The organism is Microbacterium pullorum (genome assembly GCF_014836535.1).
GTDB classification, from domain to species: Bacteria; Actinomycetota; Actinomycetes; order Actinomycetales; family Microbacteriaceae; genus Microbacterium; species Microbacterium pullorum.
In genome coordinates this window covers 411,689-429,020 of the sequence record NZ_JACSQP010000004.1, presented here as the reverse complement: position 1 = coordinate 429,020, position 17,332 = coordinate 411,689, and the positions used below count along the sequence as shown (strand labels likewise).

Below are 17,332 nucleotides of genomic sequence, written 5' to 3'. Positions count from 1 at the left end.
CTGCCCCGGCACGCTCTACGCTGGTGGGCGATGCGAGAACTGATGCGGGGCGTGACCGATCTGGTCGGCGGGTTCGCGCTGTGGCGCAGCCGCCCGCGGTTGATGGCTCTGGGCCTCGTGCCGGCGGCCCTCGTGGGGGCACTTTTCCTGGCCGGCCTGGTCACCCTGGCTGTATTCCTCCCCTCGATCGCGGAGGCACTGACTCCCTTCGCCGACGGCTGGCCGGCGCTCTGGCTGGCCGTCGCGCGCATCGCCGCCGGCACCGCGGTGTTCGCGGCAGCGGTGGTCGTCATGGTGGTGTCGTTCACCGCCCTCGCGCTCGTCGTCGGTGAGCCGCTCTACGAGCGCATCTGGCGCGCCGTCGAGGCGGATGCCGGCAGCGCCCCGCTGGACACCCCCTACGGATTCTGGCGCTCCGTCGGCGATGCGCTCGCGCTGGTGGCGCGCGGGGTGGGCGTCGCCCTGCTCGCGGCGCTCGGCGGACTGGTGCCGGTGATCGGCGCGCCGCTGGGAGCGGTGACCGGCGTCGTGCTGACCGGCTGGCTGCTCGCCGACGAGTTGACGTCGCGGGCGCTCACCGCGCGCGGAATCGGCCGCCACGAGCGCCGGCGCCTGTTGCGCGCCCACCGCGGGCGCGCGTTCGGGTTCGGTCTGGCCACGCAGCTGTGCTTCCTCGTGCCGCTCGGCGCCGTCGCCGTCATGCCCGCGGCCGTCGCCGGCTCCACCCGCCTCGCGCACGCGATGCTCGCAGACGCCGCGGGCACCACGCCCGTGAGCGGTGACGGCGCGGCCGCACGCCACTGAACCCGCCGCGATCGCCGCGCCCGGAACGCTCAGGCGAGCGGAGGGCGCAGTCGTGGACACAGCGGCCATGCTGCGCCATCGGTCTGCGCCGGCCTCGCTCCCGATGTCGGCCGGATCAGTCGGCGTCGGGCACGCACTGCGTGACGAGCGCGTCCGCGAGCCACTGCTCGAACCGCTCGACGCTCCACCCGCTGTTCACCACGAGCTCGCCGTAGACGCCCGGCGCCGCGTAGGCGCGGAAGAGGGCCTGCGCGTCGGCGACCGGGACGGCGAGTCGGCTCTCGACAGACGAGATGAGGCGGTCCATCAGGCGGTTGCGGCCTCGCAGCTTCGAGCGCAGCAGAGTGCGCGTCTCTGCGTCCTCGTCGATCGCGGCATCCAGAATGCGCACGACATCGAAATCGGTTGAATACAGCACCGTCAACCAATGCGCCGCGCCCCGCAGTCGCAGCAGCGGGTGCGGTTCGGTGAGGATCTCGTCGGCCAGACGGCGGGCACCCGCCCGCTCGAGCCAGCGTTCGCAGATGAGATTCAGGATCTCGCGCTTCGCCCCGAACGCCGCGTACACCGTGCGGTTCGCCACCCCCGCCGCCCGCGCGATCGCGTCCATGCTGGTCGCGCCGTAGCCCTCGCTCGCGAAGAGCCGCTGCGCCGACTCGGCGATGCGGATCTTCGTCGCCTCGGCCTGTTCCTGCCGGTACGACGAGACGGGGGTCTTGACGTCGCTCTCCACGCGATCAACACTAGTCAGTGCAGTCATTGCACTACTACTGCACTGACTGCACGTCAACTGTAACGAAAGGCTCGTCATGAACACTGAAGAGAAGCGCTCCGTGGGAGTGGAGGTACTCGAGCGGATGCTGCACGAGGGCTTCGCCACGGGGAACACCGACATCGTCGACGAGCTGTGCTCACCGCACCTCGTGGAGCATCAGTTCGGTCTCGCCGGCTCGGGCGCCGAGGCCATCGCGAAGGTCAAGCGCGGCATCGCAGATGTGCACCGCGGCATGCCCGACCTGCGATTCACGGTGGAGGACTGGGCCGAGAGCGGGGACATCGCGTGGGTGCGCGCCGAGGGGACCGCGACCAATACCGGGCCGTTCTTCGGGCCGCCCACCGGCAAGGCCGTGCACTTCACCGTGATCGACATCGCCCGCGTGCAGGGCGGGCTCATCGTCGAGCACTGGGGCGTCCCCGACAGGTTCGCCATCCTCTTGCGCATGGGCCGCCTGCCGATCCCGGCGTCCGAATCTCACTGAAGCGGATCCGATCCGCATCCCACCTGCTGCTTCACGGCGAGCCGGCAGCGGAGCGGGCCGCGACACTGCGCGACAGCAGGAGAAGACGCACACCCACCGCCCCGAACCAGAACCACAGCAGGGGGCCGTACACCGCATACAGATTGGGGACAGCGAATCTGAGCGCCTCGCTCGCCAGCCCGAGCCCGCCGGTCGCCAGCCCCACCCAACCGATCCATCTGGGAAACGCACATTTCGCCATCGGGATCGACATGAGGAGCACGCCGAGCGGAGAGAGCACACCGGCCAGCGACGGCGTGTTGTTCTCGGCGATGATCGCCTCGGCAGCGGCGACATACGTGCTCGCAGAGGTCGACGATGCGACCGCGAAGCGGTCGGCGAGATACACCAGCGAAAGGGCTCCTTCGCTGGTGACCGGTACGGCGATGAGCGCGACCCACGAGCCCCCTCCGATCGCCAGCCCGAGCACACTCAGACTCGGATCGACCTCGAACAGCACGATGAAGAGGGCGACGAAGACGACGACAGCAAGAACGGAGGGAAGCAGCCACAGGAGCTGCTGCGCGACATACGTCTGCGTGTGATCCGTGATGAAGAGAAGCGTGGCCTCTCCCCCTGTCACCGGCGGGGTGTCGATCGCGTACAGGTTGAGAGCTGCGACACCACACGCGACGAACAGGACTCCTGCCCACCCCGCAGTGCGGTAGAGGACAGCCCACGCCGGGGCACGGGCGCCGGGGACGGTCATCATGGTGCGACCCTAGAAGCGTCGGCCAACCCGGACCGGGCACAAGGTCCCGGCGCATCTCGGCGATCGCGCAGCCGGAGGTAGGCTCATCGCTGCCGTCCCATCTGCACGGAGGTACCGCATGACGCTCACCGAACTGCTGGCCGCCCTCGACGCAGGCGAGACGATCACCGGCGGATCCCCCGGTCACGCCGTCATGCACGAGACCAGCCAAGAAGCGCTGCGCATCGCCGGCGAGCTCAACGCCGGCTACCGCGAGCCCGCCCGGGTGCGCGAGCTGCTCACCCAGCTGACGGGGCGCCCCGTGGCCGAGACGGTGACGCTCTTCCCGCCGTTCACCGCGGACTTCGGAAAGAACATCACCCTCGGCGAGCGCGTCTTCATCAACTCCGGATGCCGCTTCCAGGACCAGGGCGGCATCACCATCGGTGACGACTGCCTCATCGGCCATAACGTGGTGATCGCCACCCTGAATCACGACATGCGCCCGTCGCGACGCAGCGACCTCATCCCCTCCCCCGTCGTCATCGGCCGGAATGTCTGGCTCGGCGCGAACGTCACCGTGCTGCCGGGGGTCACCATCGGCGACGACGCCGTGGTGGGTGCGGGCTCCGTCGTCACCAAGGACGTCCCCGCGGCATCCATCGCGGTCGGCTCTCCCGCGCGCGTCGTGCGCGAGGTTCCCCGGTAGGGGTCCCCGCCACCGCCGCCGATCAGTCCAGCGTGACGACCACCTTGCGGCTCGCGCCCGGACGACCGGCGAGGTCGATCGCCTCGGCGACCCTGTCGAGCGGGATGAGGTCGCTGACGATGCGCGCGTACTTGTCGGTGTTCGCGACGATGTCGGCGACGACCTCGCGCATCTCCGAGCCGGGGTGTCCCATCGAGTGGACGATGGCGAGCTCCGAGGGGATGAGGCTCTGGAAGTCCACCTCGACGGGCCGCTGGTGGATCCCGACGATGGCGAGGATCGCACCGCTTTTGGGCCCGGCGAACACGGTGTCGAGCACGGGTCGCACCCCGGCGGCGTCGATGTAGATGTCTGTGCCGGGCAGCCCTTGCCGACCGAACGCGTCGGCCCCCGAACCCTGCAGCTCCACCAGGCGCTCACGCACGTCTTCGGCACTGGAGTCGATCACCGCATCGGCGCCGAGTTCGAGCGCGATCTCGAGGCGGCCCTGCTGGATATCCGCGACGACGACGTGCCCGACGCCGTAGCTCTTGAGGGCGAGCAGCGCTCCCAGCCCGACCGGGCCGGCGCCGAACACGACCGCCGTGTGGTGGGGCTGCGGATGGGTCCTGTCCACCGCCCGACGGGCCACCGCGAGAGGCTCGGCGAGCGCCGCGACGTGCCAGGGGACGTGCGCGGCGAAGGGGATCACGCTCTCGCCCGCGACGGCGCCGCGGACGGCGACGAGGTCGGAGAGCGCCCCCTGCGGCCCGCCGCCGCCGATGATCGCGTCGGCGACCTTCGTCGGATCGATCACGACACGGTCGCCGACGGCGAGGTCGCGCACGTGGGCACCCACCTCGACGATCTCACCTGCCGGCTCGTGGCCGAGCGCGGTCTGCGCGGCGCCGGGGATGATCGTTCCCTGCGCGACCGCGTGCGGGTCTGCACCGCAGATGCCGCACGCGCGGATGCGCACGACGATGTCGTCATCGCCCGCGATCGGCGGCTCGATCTCGCGGATCTCGAGTTGCTGCGGTCCGGAGAGGAGGACGCTTCTCATGCTTGTGGGTCTCCTTCAGTGCGCGAGAACCCGCGCCGGGTTGTCGGTGGTCATGCGTCGGTAGGCGTCCTCCCCCACGCCCGCCTGCGCGAGCACGGGCGGGATCAGCGCCGGGAACCACGTGAAACCGGTGCCGCCGTAGCTGACACCCTGGGGCTTCTGGGTCACATCGTGACCGAGGACGATCTGCCCGTCGTAGCCGGAGCGTACGAGGTGAAGCAGAGCCTTGAGGCGATCGTCGTCCTGCGGCAGCAGGTCGACGTTCGAGCCCCACGAATCGAAGCCCACGGTGACGCCACGGTCGAGTACGCGCTGCACCCCGGTGACGTCGACGGACTTCACGGCGTCCAGCGAGTCGATGTACCTGCTTCGCGAGTCCCAGGGCCGCAGGAACGAGTCCATGTGCATCATGACGACACGGCCGGGTTCCAGAGACATCTCATCGACCAACAGCGAAAGGCCCCGCAGCACGTGGTCGCCCGTCATCGGGAACGCACTGTGGACGTGAACCGACACCCCCGTCTCCTGAGAGACCCGCGCGCACGCGCGCAGAGTCGCCAGTTCCACCTCGTCGAGCGGAGCGTCCGCCGACACCGCACTGAGCGCGCACTTCAGGATGCCGGCACGGACGTCCGATCCGTCGATCCCCTCGGTGACGTCACGAAGGAACAGCTCGTGCTGCTGTTCCTCGGTCCACCCCGCGTACTCGTCGGGACGATTCGCAGCCGTGTACAGCCCGGTCGCGCACACCACGTGCACGTCGGCCTGCCGCGATGCTTCCCGCAGTTGGGTGACGTCGCCGCGGATGCCGATGGGCGAAGGATCCACGATCGAGCGACCACCGACCGCGCGGAAGAACCCGAGCTCGGCGGCGGTGAAGTCGATGTCACCGGCCGTCATACTCGCCTCGGAGAAGATCGCCGCACCGCTGCGCAGGAAGGCGAGGTTGTGGTTCTCCAGCGTCAGCATCTCGGCCGGAGGCGGGGGGAAGCCGAACTGTTTGGCGACCCTGGTGAGGATCTCCATGTCGGCGTTGAGGTGCTCGTGCATCGATGTCATGCCGAGTTCTTCGGGCGCGATGTCACCGCGCACGGTCGTGACGACCGGGCCCCCCGGCGGCACTGATGAGGTGAGTCCCGTCACGGTGTGATCTCCAGTTGAGTGGTCAAGGTCGCGGTTGAACTCCCCCCGGCCCAGAGGTCGATCGTCGTGGCGTCTTGGACGTAGCCCCGTGTGGCGGCGCTCCAATATCGAAGCTCCGACGGGCCGAGGACGAAGCTCACCTGCGCGGTTTCCCCGGCGGGAACGTGCACGCGCTCGAATCCCTTGAGCTCCTTGATGGGGCGCGAGGACGTGCCGCTGCGCTGATGGATGTAGAGCTGCACGACATCGCCGGCCGGACGGTCGGAGACGTTCGTGACCGCCACGGACACCGTGACCGACTCCCCCACGGCGACCGAGGACCGGTCGACACGAAGGTCCGCATACTCGAACTGTCCGTAGGAAAGCCCATGGCCGAAGGGATACAGAGGGGAGCCCTCTTCGTCGAAATAGCGAGCGTTCTGCTCATCGGGCTTGAACGTGCGGTTGTGCGAGTAGACCATGGGCACCTGGCCCTCGTGACGCGGCCAGGTGAAGGGAAGACGGCCTGCCGGCGAGACATCGCCGATAAGGGTGGCCGCCACGGCGTCGCCGCCTGCAGTTCCCGGATACCACACCTCGAGGATGGCGGGGACGTGGGCGTCGGCCCATCGCAGGTCGAGGGGACGGCCCGCCATGACCAGGAGCACGACAGGGGTTCCCGTCGCAGCGATCCGCTGCAATTGCTCCTCTTGGCGCCCACCCAGGCGCAGGGACGACACGGACGATCTCTCGCCGATCTGGTTCTGCCGCTGGCCCACGACAACGATGGCGACATCGCTCTGTGCCGCCAATGCGACGGCGCTGCCGATCGCCGCGTCGTCGTCGTAATCTGAGGGGGTGATCTCCAGATCGCCATCGCCGTGATCGAACATGGACGGGAAGACGCGCTCCGGGATTCCGGCACCCGCCTCGTGCTCGACCCGCACCGCGCCACCGAGACGCCTTCGCAATCCGTCGAGGATCGTCACCGTCTCGGCGATGTCGTGCTCGCCGACCCACGGTCCGAGGGTGTCGCGCCTGCTGTCGGCCAGCTGGCCGATCACCGCGACCGACCGGAGAGACTCTGCATCGAGGGGAAGTGTCGCCCCGTCGTTCTTGAGCAGCACGAAGGACTCTTCCGCTGCCGCGCGCGCTCTTGCACGGTGTGAAGGATCGTTCAAGACGCGGGCGGCCGCGGATTCCTCGACGTACGGGTTCTCGAACAGACCCAATCGCAGCTTGGCCCGGAGCACCCGACCCACGGCCTGATCCAGCGTCGCCTCCGCGATCGCGCCGTCCCTGATCGCCTGCGGCAGCCGCCACGACGCCGGGTCGAACATGCACATCTCCATGTCGAGACCGGCGCTGAGCGCACGGACCGCAGCATCAGCCTGGTCCGTTGCGAAGTGCTGAGTCTCCAGCGAACGCACGGCATCGGCATCCGAGACGACGAAGCCTTCGAAACCCATTTCGCGCCGCAGGACGTCGGTCAGCAGCCAAGTGTTGGCGGAGGCCGGAACCCCGTTGAGATCCATGTAGGCGCTCATCACGTTCTCCGCGCCGGCATCGATCGCCGCCCGGAAGGGCGGGAAATAGACGTTCCACAGTTCGGAGTCGGAGACTTCCGCGTCGTCATAGTCGCGCCCGCCACGGGCAGCCCCATACCCCGCGAAATGCTTGGGCCCCGCGAGGACGTTCTCCAGGCCGAGCGTGCCTTGGAAGCCTCTCACTGCAGCGGCCGCCGCGGCCGCCCCGAGCACCGGGTCCTCGCCGGCGCCCTCCACGATCCTGCCCCAGCGTGCATCTCGCGTGATGTCGACCATCGGAGCGAACGTCCAGTGGACGCCGGAAGCGCGTGCTTCGCGTGCCGCGGTCGCCTGCGCGAGTTCGATCGTCGACGGCGACCAGGTCGCCGCGAGAGCGATCGGAACGGGGAAGATCGTCCGCATTCCATGGATCACATCGGAGCCGAAGAGCAGAGGGATGCCGAGCCGGGTCTCCTCGACCGCCCGCCGTTGCAGCCTGTTCGCGAGTGCAGGTTCGGTCACGAAAAGGACGGAACCTGTCGCGCCGCGATCGATGGCCGCCTCGACCATCGCCGGTTGCTCAACATAGGCGCGATACTCCTCGGGAATGGAATCCAGGTCGACCTCTGCGCTCTGCTCGATCTTGAGATAGAAGAACTGGGTCAGCTGTCCGGCTTTCTCCTCGAGCGTCATGCGCGACAGCAAGTCATCGATACGCTCAGCGTCAGACAGCGGTGCGGCGTCGGTCATGCGGCCCATACCTCCTCGAGGAATCCGCGCACCTGCGCCACCTGCTCACGGTCCTCGGGCGCGCGGCCCATGAAGAGCCCGTGCGGTGCCCCTTCCCAGACGTGCAGCTCGGCGCGGACTCCCTGCCGGAGGAGAGCGCGATGCATCCGCACCGTGTCTGACAGCAGGAAGTCGCGGGTGCCAGCCGTGAGGATCGTCGGCGGCAAGCCGGTCAGGTCTCCGAAGAGCGGGGAGATATGGGGGTCGCGCAGATCAGCGTGCCCGGCGTAGCGCGCGAACACGTTCTCGATTCCCGTGCCTGCAACGGCGAAACCGTTCGTCTGGTAACTGTCGCCGGCGCAGGTGAGGTCGACCGGCGGCGACAGGAGCGCAAGTCCCGCTGGAAGCGGCACTCCTTCGTCTCGTGCTCGGAGCATCAGTGCCGCCGCGAGGTTCGCGCCGCCCGACTGTCCGAGCACGACGACCTTTTCGGGTGAGAACTCCTCCAGGAGGGCCCTGTAGACCGTCAGACAGTCTTCCAGGCCCGCCGGGAAGGGGTGGTCCGGGAGCTCCCGGTAATCCATCCCCCACGTGCGCACTCCATAAGCTGCTGCCAGCAGGCCCGTCGACACCCTCGCAGCTTCGCCTCCGCCGAAGGTGAAGCTTCCTCCGTGGATGGCCAGCAAAGCTCGGTTGCCTGCGGACTCGGCGGGCTCGGCGACTAAGTAGCTCGCCTCGCCCCGGCGGCGTGCCGCGATCGGCACGACGACGTCCTGAGCAACCGCACCGGTGGTCGCCAGCGCGAGCGCGAATACCATCCCGGGATCAGCCGTCGCGGCGAACGCACCCAGCTGCTGCCAGCCCGCTTCGTCCGCCGGGGCGGGGTTCGCCATCACAGGTGTGACCGCAGCAGCCTCGAGGACGACCCTCGCCTCATCACTGATGGTGGTAGGGATCGGCGGATGAACTGTCGGGACATGCGCGGTCATCGGACGACCTTGACTTTGAGGAAGATCACCGCGGCGCCCAACAGAACCAACGCCCCGGAAACGATGTACGCCAGCGCGTAGTTCTTCTCGCCCGCTGTCGCCCCGATTGTGATGATGAGACCCGCGAACACGGGCGCGATGACGCCCGGGATCTGTTGCGCGAAGCCCATGAGAGCCAGGAACCGTCCGGCTTCGGTCTCACGGTTCGGTAGGACATCGAGCACGATCGCCTGGTCCACGGCGCTGAAGCATCCGATCGCGAAGTTGATCAGCAGAGAGCCCACGATGATGAGCGTGAGGTCCCACGCGACTGCGGAGATGAGAGCTCCGCCGACGAAGGCGATGGCGGAGACCAGGATGAAGACGCGGCGGCGCTTGAGGCGATCCGAGAGGAATCCCCCGCCGATCGAACCGATCACAGTCGCGACCATACCCAGGAGTGCGACCATCCCGATCACCCCGGCGATCTCCTCCAGCGGGATCCCCAGTCGCTGCGCGAAGAAGAACGCCGTGAAGGTGGTGCTGAACGAGAGTCCTGCGAAGAAGAAGAAGCGACCGAGCCAGTTCCATGCGAATGCCGGGTAGGTCTTGGGGTTGAAGACATACTTCGACACCACGCCGCCCAGCGTCATGGGCGCGTGCTCGAAAGCGCGCGAGTCCGCGTCTTTGAAGAAGATCGCGAACGCCAGGAGGAAAAGACCGCCGACGATGCCCGGAATCAGGAACACGAGGAAGAGGCTCGAGGCCACTGCCCCTGCGATCACGACGCCGACGGTCGGGGCGATCATCGAGGCGAAGCCGTTCAACCCTGCGACCTTGCCACGCTGCTCCTCGGGAAGCCGATCGGCCTGAACGTTCAGCAGTGCGCCCGTCGCCGTGCCCCAGCCCAGCATTGCGAGCATCCAGCCGACGATGAGAATCGGAAGCGAGGGCGCCGTGGCCATGACGAACAACGAGACGAGGCCGATGACGAGTCCGCCGAGCATGAAGGGACGTCTCCGACCGAATCGGGAGCGCGTTCGGTCGCTCAGCATTCCGAGCAGGGGCGCGGTGACCAGGGCGACGACCGCTCCCGAACCGGTGATGACGCCGAGCAACTCCTCCTGGCCCGGCGCGAGCTCGTTCAGCTTGAGGGAGAGCGAGAAAGCCAGCGGCACGATGTACGCCATGTTCACGCCGAACGACGCAAGGATCAGGCCCCAGATGAAGCCCGCCCCCACTCGCGACAGTGTCGGCGCTGCGCTCGCGACAGGCACCATGGGATGCGGGGGCGAAACGATCGATGTCGCTCCCGGCTCAGCACCCGCGAGGACCTGATCATTCAGGTTTTCTCCGGAAACGGCGTCTGTGGGAGTGGATGGGGTCGGGTGCTGATTGGTCACCGAGATCCTCCTTGATCGGCATTGCGAAAGCGCCATGTTGGCGCGAGATTGGACGCTAGCATGAAAACCGCGCCGCGTGAACAATTTCGTTTGAAAGTACCATTTCGACGGTATTTTCATGTTACGGTCCGAACGGCCGCCTGAATCCCCGACCGGATTCCATACGGTGCGCGACGACGCGAGGAGAAGCAATGGACCGCACGACAGATCTGGACATGAGCCTCGAAGAGGCCGCGGCGCTGGGCAGCGGCGCCTCGTTCTGGACGACGGAGGCTGTAGGGCGACTGCAGGCGATCACTCTGACCGACGGCCCGCACGGTGTACGCAAACAGGAGGGCGCCACCGATCACTTGGGCATCGCGCCGAGCGAGCCCGCGACTTGCCTTCCCACGTCGGCCAGCCTCGCCCAGAGCTGGGACCCCGACCTCGCTCATCAGGCGGGGGTGCTGCTCGGGTCAGAAGCCCGCGCGCACCGAGTCGGGGTGCTGCTCGGACCCGGCATCAACATCAAGCGGGATCCGCGTGGCGGCCGCAACTTCGAGTACCTGTCGGAGGACCCCCTGCTCACGGCAGTGATGGCGCAGGCCTGGGTGAACGGACTGCAGAGTCAGGGCGTGGGCGCGTCGCTCAAGCACTTCGCGGTCAACAACGCCGAAGACGATCGGATGCGCGCCAGCTCCGATGTCGACGCGCGCACGCTGCGTGAGATCTACCTTCGGGCGTTCGAGAGGGTGATCCGACGCGCCCGCCCGTGGTCGGTGATGTGCGCGTACAACCGAATCAACGGAACGTACGCATCAGAGAACCGCTGGCTCCTTTCCACCGTCCTTCGCGACGAGTGGGGATTCGAGGGCGTCGTGGTCAGCGACTGGGGAGCAGTCCGCGATCGCGTCGCCGCGGCCTCGGCAGGGCTCGACCTTGCGATGCCTGGCCCAGATCCGGTCGGCGACGCCCGCGTCATCGAGGCCGTCCGGGCTGGAACCCTCGAACAAGACAAGGTGCAGCAGTCTGCGAGCCGGATCGCCGCGTTGATCCGTGCCGTCGAAGCTCACGGCGCCGGCGGGACTGCCGTCGACCACGACGCGAACCACGCCTGGGCGCGAGAAGCCGCACGGCGCTGCATCGTGCTCCTCAAGAACGACCGGGAAATGCTGCCGCTCACGCCGCAGTCGTCGGTCGCCGTGATCGGCGAGTTCGCCGCCACTCCCCGCTACCAAGGCGGCGGCAGCTCTCACGTGGTGCCGACCCGCGTCGATGTGCCGCTGGAGGAGATCCGCGCACTGGCGCACCGGCCGGTGTCGTTCGAGCCCGGGTACCGGATCGCCGACGGGGGCGACGCCCAACGCCTGCGCGAAGCGGCAGTGGCGGCGGCCGCGTCCGCTGACGTCGCGATCGTCTTCCTCGGTCTTCCCGAAGCCGACGAGTCGGAAGGGTTCGACCGCACCGACATCGAACTTCCCGCCGCGCAGGTCGACCTGGCGCGCGCGATCGCCGAGGTACAGCCGAACGTCGTGATCGTGCTCGCGCACGGCGGTGTCCTCCGGCTGGCCGATCTCACCGACCTCGCCCCGGCGATCCTCGACGGCGGGTTGCTTGGGCAGGGGGGCGGGCACGCCATCGCGAGCGTGCTCTACGGCGAGTCCGAGCCGACGGGGCGTCTGGCGGAAACCGTTCCGGAACGCCTTCAGGACGTTCCCGCCTATTTGAGTTTCGCCCCCGTGGACTCCCATGTCCTCTACGGGGAGGGCATCTTCGTCGGCTACCGCTGGTACGACGCACGCGAGATCGACGTGACATTCCCGTTCGGCCACGGGCTGTCGTACACGACGTTCGACTACAGCGACCTCTCGGTGTCCGTGCAGGACGATCACCTCATGGTCGCCGTGGACGTCACCAACACCGGCCGACGCGTCGGCCGCGAGGTCGTGCAGGTCTACGCCGCGCCGGTGGATGCCGCCGCGCCTCGCCCGCCACGTGAACTCGTCGGGTTCGGCGCCGTCGCCGTGGATCCCGGCCAGACGGTGCGGACGACTGTGAAGGTCGAGACGTCGGATCTGGCCTATTGGGAGACGCGCATCGACGGCTGGCGGGTGCAGCCGGGACAGTACCGCGTCGATGTCGGCGCATCGAGCCGCGACATCCGCGCTTCGCTCGTCGTGGACGTGGCCGGCGACACGAGGAGACTCCCCCTCACGCTCGAGTCCACCCTGGGCGAGCTGATGGCCGATCCCGCTGCGGCGGAGGCGTTCTCGAGCCTGCTCGGCTCGCAACACGTCGATGACGCGGCCGGCGAGACGCTGGGGATGGACATGGCGCGGATGATGGCGGCCATGCCCGTCAGCAAGCTGGTCACCTTCTCCGGAGGAGCCCTGAACGAGCAGTTCCTGATCGACACCCTCGACCGCCTCAACGAGCCCGAGGCGCCTGCCCGGGTACGGTAGACATGCCGAGCCGGCGTGATAGTGGACGGTAGGAGAACAACGATGTCCGCACCGAAGGGCCCGCGAGGTCCGTATGCGAAGACCCCCCGCGTCCGACAGCAGATCCTGGAAGCAGCCTTGGCGGTGTTCGCAGAGTCGGGCTATCGCGCGACCACGATGAAGGAGATCGCCGAGCGCGCCGGCATCAGCCAACGCGGACTCGTCCACCATTTCGGGAGCAAAGAGGCACTGCTTCTCGGCGTGCTCGAACTCCGAGAAGCAGAGAGTGGGATCCTGGCGGCGAGCGCGGGAACCGATGCGATCTCGGCGATCATCCGCATCATCGAGGACAACTACACCCGACCCGGCCTGATCGAACTGCACAGCACCCTCGCGGCCGAGGCAGTGTCTCCCGAGCACCCGGCTCACGATCACTATGTACAGCGCTACCGCGACTTCCGCGCGTACTTGACCAGCGCCTTCGAGGTCGCACTAGGCCCGTCCGATGGCGACGGACCACTCACGGCCGCCCAGATGGCGGCGACGGTGATCGCGCTCCTGGACGGGCTGCAGCTGCAGTGGCTGTATGACCGCGAGTCCGTCGACCTGGAGGCCATCGTCCGGCGCGTCATCCTCACGTTCGCTCCGGCAGCCCTCCCCGACGATGCGGACGTGAAGGCCACTCGCTGAGCCGACCGAGGACCCCGCCCTCAAAGTGCCACTGCGGCGCGATTTTCTGGTACCGTTTCGTGAAAGTCGCGCCGTGAACGTATTTTGATGGCGCGGATCGAGGAGGATCGCGTGATCGACAGCAGCTTCGTCCAGGGATGGACTGCCGGCCCCAAGCGAGGACTGTGGGACGCGGTCTCGGGGGCGGCAGCTCCGCTGCAGCCCGTTGACCTGCCGCACGACTGGCTGCGCGACCAGGCGCGATCCACCGACGCCGACGCCGGCTCCCACTCCGGCTACTACCCGGGTGGGGCGGTGGAGTACCACAAGACCATCCACGTGCCCCAGGAGCACCGGGACCGGACGCTGATCGTCGAGTTCGACGGGGTCTACCGCGATGCGATGGTCTTCGTCAACGACGCCCCCGCCGCGCAGCGCCCCAACGGATACGCGCGATTCCTTGTGACCCTCGATCCTTTCCTCGTGTACGGCGCAGACAACCGCATCCGAGTGGAAGCTCGAGCACATCAGGACTCCCGCTGGTACACCGGGATCGGGATCCATCGCGGCGCGGCCCTGCATGTGAAGAACAGGCTGCACGTCCCCGTCGACGGCGTTCACATCACCACGCCCACCATCGAAGACGACCACGCTGTGGTCGCCGTCGCGACGATGGTCACCAACGCGGGTCAGCACACCGTGACCGCGAACGTGCGCACGCACATCGACGGCCCCGACGGCGCGGAAGTCGGCGTCGCAGTCAGCCCGGTCACGCTGTTCCCGGGCGACTCGGCTGTCGTGCGTCAGCGGATCGCCGTCGAGCATCCCGAGCGGTGGAGCGTGGATGCTCCTCACCTGCACCGTGCGCGCACGACGCTCTCCGACGCGTCCGGGCAGGTCGTCGACGAGGAGACGACGACGTTCGGCATCCGCACCCTCACCCTCGACGCGCGGCGCGGATTGCGCATCAACGGCCAGCCCGTCGACCTGCGCGGCGCGTGCATCCATCACGACAACGGCATCCTCGGGTCCCGTTCGTTCGCCCAGGCCGAGGAACGACGCGTCCGGATCCTCAAGGAGGCGGGCTTCAACGCGATCCGCAGTTCCCACCATCCCCTCAGCACTCCCCTGCTGGAGGCGTGCGACCGACTCGGGATGCTGGTGATGGACGAGGCGTTCGACGTGTGGACGGAGGCCAAGACACCCTTCGACTACTCGCTCGCGTTCGGCGAGTGGTGGGAGCGTGACATCGAGTCGATGGTCGCCCGCGACTTCAACCACCCGTCGGTGATCTTCTACAGCATCGGCAATGAGATCCCCGAGACGGGCACCCCCGCCGGCTCGCGCCTCGGCCGCCGGATCGCAGAGAAGGTGCGCACGCTCGATCCCACCCGATTCGTCACGAACGACATCAACGGGCTGGCCTCCACGCTGCGCGAGCTGTCGCAACTCGGGTTCGGCGCTCCCGCGGCGGCGGAGCCCGCCGGCGGCGTGAACGACATGATGAGCGATATGGGCGAGGGCATGAAGGCGATCGACCCTCTCGTGTCGGCTCGCATCGAGGAATCGCTCTCGGTGCTGGATGCCGCAGGCCTCAACTACGGCGAAAGTCGGTACCTGAGCGACCTCGGAACGCACCCGGACCGGGTCATCATCGGCACCGAGACGTACCCCGGCTCGATCGCGCAGAACTGGCCCCTCGTCACGGAGCACCCCCACCTCATCGGCGACTTCACATGGACCGGATGGGACTACCTCGGCGAGTCCGGGATCGGGCGCACCGACTACGCGATCGACGGCGGCGGCACGTCCGCGCCCTACCCGTGGCTTTCGGCCTGGTGCGGCGACATCGACATCACCGGACACCGCCGCCCCGCCTCGTACTTCCGTGAGATCGTCTTCGGCCTGCGCGCCGAGCCCTACATCGCCGTTCGCCGCCCCGAACATCACGGCGAGACGTTCACCGCGCCGCCGTGGGCGTGGTCGGACAGCGTCTCGTCGTGGACGTGGCCGGTCCGGCCCGGTGCGCCGGTCACGGTGGAGGTGTATTCCGCGGCCGACGAAGTCGAGTTGCTGCGCAACGGCGAGAGCCTCGGGCGGCGGCCGAGCGGCCCCGCCAACGGGTACACGTCGGTGTTCGACGCGACGTACGCGCCGGGCGAGCTCACCGCCATCGCCCTGCGCGATGGTCAGGAGTACGCGCGCTGGAGCGTGCAGACGGCAGACCGCGACGATCTCGCCGTGCGCTGCCGGGTGGACCGGGAACGAGTCTCGGCCGGCGACCTCGTCTTCGTCGAGATCAGCCTGGCCGACGCTGCGGGACGCATCGTGACCGGCGACGACCGCGGCATCCGTCTCGAGATCACCGGGCCGGGCACGATGCTCGGGTTCGGCAGCGCGCGCCCCAACCCCACGGACTCCTACGCACAGGAGACCCAGACGACGTTCGACGGACGCGCCTTGGCGATCGTCCGAGCCTCGGATGCCGGCACCCTCTCGATCACCGCGTCCACGACGGACGCGTCACTGCCTGCCGGGGTCGTTCAGCTGACCGTGGCCCCCGACATCACCGCCCCCGAACAGGAGACCCCGTGACCGACCAGTTCCTGTGGGGTGCCGCCACGGCGCCTCATCAGACCGAAGGCAACAACGTCGCCAGCGACTGGTGGCGCAACGAACAGCTCATCCCGGGCATGGAGCGCAGCGGCGACGCCGTGGACAGCTACCACCGATACCGGGAAGACATGCAGTTGTTGGTCGATGCCGGGCTCAATGCCTACCGATTCGGGATCGAGTGGGCGCGCATCGAGCCGGAAGAGGGTCACATCTCCCGCGCCGAGCTGGCGCACTACCGCCGCATGATCGAGGCGGCGATCGAACTCGGGCTGACGCCGGTTGTCACCCTCCATCACTTCAGCGTGCCGAGATGGTTCGCCGACGACGGAGGGTGGATGGACGAGCGCGCCCTGCACCGGTTCGAACGCTACGTGCAGACCGTCCAACCGATCCTCCACGACGTCGAGTGGATCGTCACGATGAACGAGCCCAACATGCTCGCGATGATGATCAGCCTCACGCAGGCTGCCCAGCAGGCCGAGCCCGGAGCCGGATCGTGGCAGAGCCCGACCGTGGAAGGTGGCGCAGACGCCGCGGACGCGCCGGATGCATCGAGCCTCGACCACTCCAGCTTCGTCCTGCCCGACCCGGACCCGGAGATCGGCGCACGCCTGGTCGCGATCCACCATGCGGCCCGTGCGATCCTTCGCGCCACGACGAGCGCCCGCATCGGATGGAGCGTGGCTTCCCAAGCGCTGATCAACGTCGGCCCCGAAGACAACCCCGAGCTGCGCCGCCTCTCCTGGGTGCGGGAGGACTTGTACCTCGAGGCCGCGCGCGGTGATGACTTCGTCGGCGTGCAGTCCTACTCGACTCAGGACGTCGACGAGCACGGCATCGTCGCGCACGTCCCGGCCGACGACGACACGATGGTCGGCACCGCCTATCGTCCGGATGCGCTCGGCATCGCCGTGCGCCACACGTGGGAGGTCACCCACGGAGTCCCCGTCCTGGTCACCGAGAACGGCATCGCCACCGACGATGACGCGCGCCGCATCGCCTACACGGGGGGAGCGATCGAGCACCTCTTCGCCGCGAAAGGCGATGGCATCGACGTACGCGGGTATCTGCATTGGTCTGCGTTGGACAACTTCGAGTGGGGCCACTGGGGGCCGACCTTCGGCCTCATCGCGGTGGACCGCGAGACGTTCGTGCGCACGCCGAAGCCGAGCCTGGCCTGGCTGGGCGCCGAAGCCGCCCGACGCTCGGCGACGTGACGTTCGCGGCGTAACGGAGCATCGGTGCGCGCCCTGCGCCACCCTTGACATTTTAACTGACTGCGCTCAGTATTGACTATGCTCGTCCAATCAGGACCGCACCCAGGGAGAGTCGCCA

The 17,332-nt window shown here is 68.1% G+C and carries 14 protein-coding genes; 7 read left to right on the top strand and 7 right to left on the bottom strand.

Going from position 1 to position 17,332, the window contains the following annotated elements; genetic code table 11:
• Positions 1-42 precede the first annotated feature (42 nt).
• Positions 43-804 (top strand): EI24 domain-containing protein, encoded by a 762-nt coding sequence (locus H9651_RS08920; RefSeq protein ID WP_225216592.1) that lies wholly within the window; start codon positions 43-45, stop codon positions 802-804.
• A 115-nt stretch (positions 805-919) separates the two neighbouring features.
• Here the strand turns inward: H9651_RS08920 and H9651_RS08915 are convergent, their stop codons facing one another.
• Positions 920-1,537: a TetR/AcrR family transcriptional regulator gene (locus H9651_RS08915; RefSeq protein ID WP_191718921.1), complete on the bottom strand. Its 618-nt coding sequence runs from the start codon at positions 1,535-1,537 to the stop codon at positions 920-922.
• A 76-nt stretch (positions 1,538-1,613) separates the two neighbouring features.
• On the opposite strand from H9651_RS08915, the gene H9651_RS08910 reads away from it, so the two are divergent.
• Positions 1,614-2,063, top strand: a complete 450-nt coding sequence (locus tag H9651_RS08910) for an ester cyclase (RefSeq protein WP_191718920.1) — start codon at positions 1,614-1,616, stop codon at positions 2,061-2,063.
• A gap of 31 nt (positions 2,064-2,094) precedes the next feature.
• Here H9651_RS08910 and H9651_RS08905 read toward each other — a convergent pair whose 3' ends face one another.
• The gene (locus H9651_RS08905; RefSeq protein ID WP_191718919.1) at positions 2,095-2,814 is read right to left on the bottom strand and encodes a DUF4386 family protein; all 720 of its coding nucleotides are present in this window, start codon (positions 2,812-2,814) and stop codon (positions 2,095-2,097) included.
• Between the two features lie 118 nt (positions 2,815-2,932).
• Between H9651_RS08905 and H9651_RS08900 the strand changes: the two genes are divergently transcribed.
• Positions 2,933-3,502 (top strand): sugar O-acetyltransferase, encoded by a 570-nt coding sequence (locus tag H9651_RS08900; protein ID WP_191718918.1) that lies wholly within the window; start codon positions 2,933-2,935, stop codon positions 3,500-3,502.
• 22 nt (positions 3,503-3,524) lie between these two features.
• Here the strand turns inward: H9651_RS08900 and H9651_RS08895 are convergent, their stop codons facing one another.
• Genes H9651_RS08895 through H9651_RS08875 form a run of 5 tightly spaced genes read right to left on the bottom strand, consistent with a single transcriptional unit; the run spans position 3,525 to position 10,484 of the window.
• A complete protein-coding gene (locus H9651_RS08895; protein ID WP_191718917.1) occupies positions 3,525-4,544 on the bottom strand; it encodes a zinc-dependent alcohol dehydrogenase in 1,020 nt (339 codons plus the stop codon).
• Positions 4,545-4,559: 15 nt separating this feature from the next.
• Positions 4,560-5,636, bottom strand: coding sequence for a phosphotriesterase family protein (locus H9651_RS08890; RefSeq protein WP_318244827.1), 1,077 nt, complete (start codon positions 5,634-5,636; stop codon positions 4,560-4,562).
• Between the two features lie 47 nt (positions 5,637-5,683).
• A complete protein-coding gene (locus H9651_RS08885; protein WP_225216522.1) occupies positions 5,684-7,942 on the bottom strand; it encodes a glycoside hydrolase family 3 N-terminal domain-containing protein in 2,259 nt (752 codons plus the stop codon).
• Positions 7,939-8,910: an alpha/beta hydrolase gene (locus H9651_RS08880; RefSeq protein ID WP_191718914.1), complete on the bottom strand. Its 972-nt coding sequence runs from the start codon at positions 8,908-8,910 to the stop codon at positions 7,939-7,941. Before H9651_RS08880 ends, H9651_RS08885 begins: the two co-directional genes overlap by 4 nt.
• Positions 8,907-10,484, bottom strand: a complete 1,578-nt coding sequence (locus H9651_RS08875; protein WP_225216521.1) for an MFS transporter — start codon at positions 10,482-10,484, stop codon at positions 8,907-8,909. Before H9651_RS08875 ends, H9651_RS08880 begins: the two co-directional genes overlap by 4 nt.
• Here H9651_RS08875 and H9651_RS08870 point away from each other — a divergent pair.
• The 4 genes from H9651_RS08870 (at position 10,484) to H9651_RS08855 (ending at position 17,214) form a co-directional block, all read left to right on the top strand.
• Positions 10,484-12,733 carry a glycoside hydrolase family 3 C-terminal domain-containing protein gene (locus H9651_RS08870; protein WP_191718913.1) on the top strand — a complete coding sequence of 750 codons (2,250 nt, stop codon included), beginning with the start codon at positions 10,484-10,486 and terminating at the stop codon, positions 12,731-12,733. The two genes, H9651_RS08875 and H9651_RS08870, sit on opposite strands and share 1 nt — an antisense overlap.
• A gap of 42 nt (positions 12,734-12,775) precedes the next feature.
• Positions 12,776-13,402 carry a TetR/AcrR family transcriptional regulator gene (locus H9651_RS08865; RefSeq protein ID WP_191718912.1) on the top strand — a complete coding sequence of 209 codons (627 nt, stop codon included), beginning with the start codon at positions 12,776-12,778 and terminating at the stop codon, positions 13,400-13,402.
• Positions 13,403-13,513: 111 nt separating this feature from the next.
• Entirely contained in the window at positions 13,514-15,976 is a 2,463-nt protein-coding gene (locus H9651_RS08860; RefSeq protein WP_318244822.1) for a glycoside hydrolase family 2 TIM barrel-domain containing protein, read from the top strand.
• Positions 15,973-17,214 (top strand): family 1 glycosylhydrolase, encoded by a 1,242-nt coding sequence (locus H9651_RS08855; protein WP_191718910.1) that lies wholly within the window; start codon positions 15,973-15,975, stop codon positions 17,212-17,214. The genes H9651_RS08860 and H9651_RS08855 overlap by 4 nt, the downstream gene beginning before the upstream one ends.
• Positions 17,215-17,332: the final 118 nt, after the last annotated feature.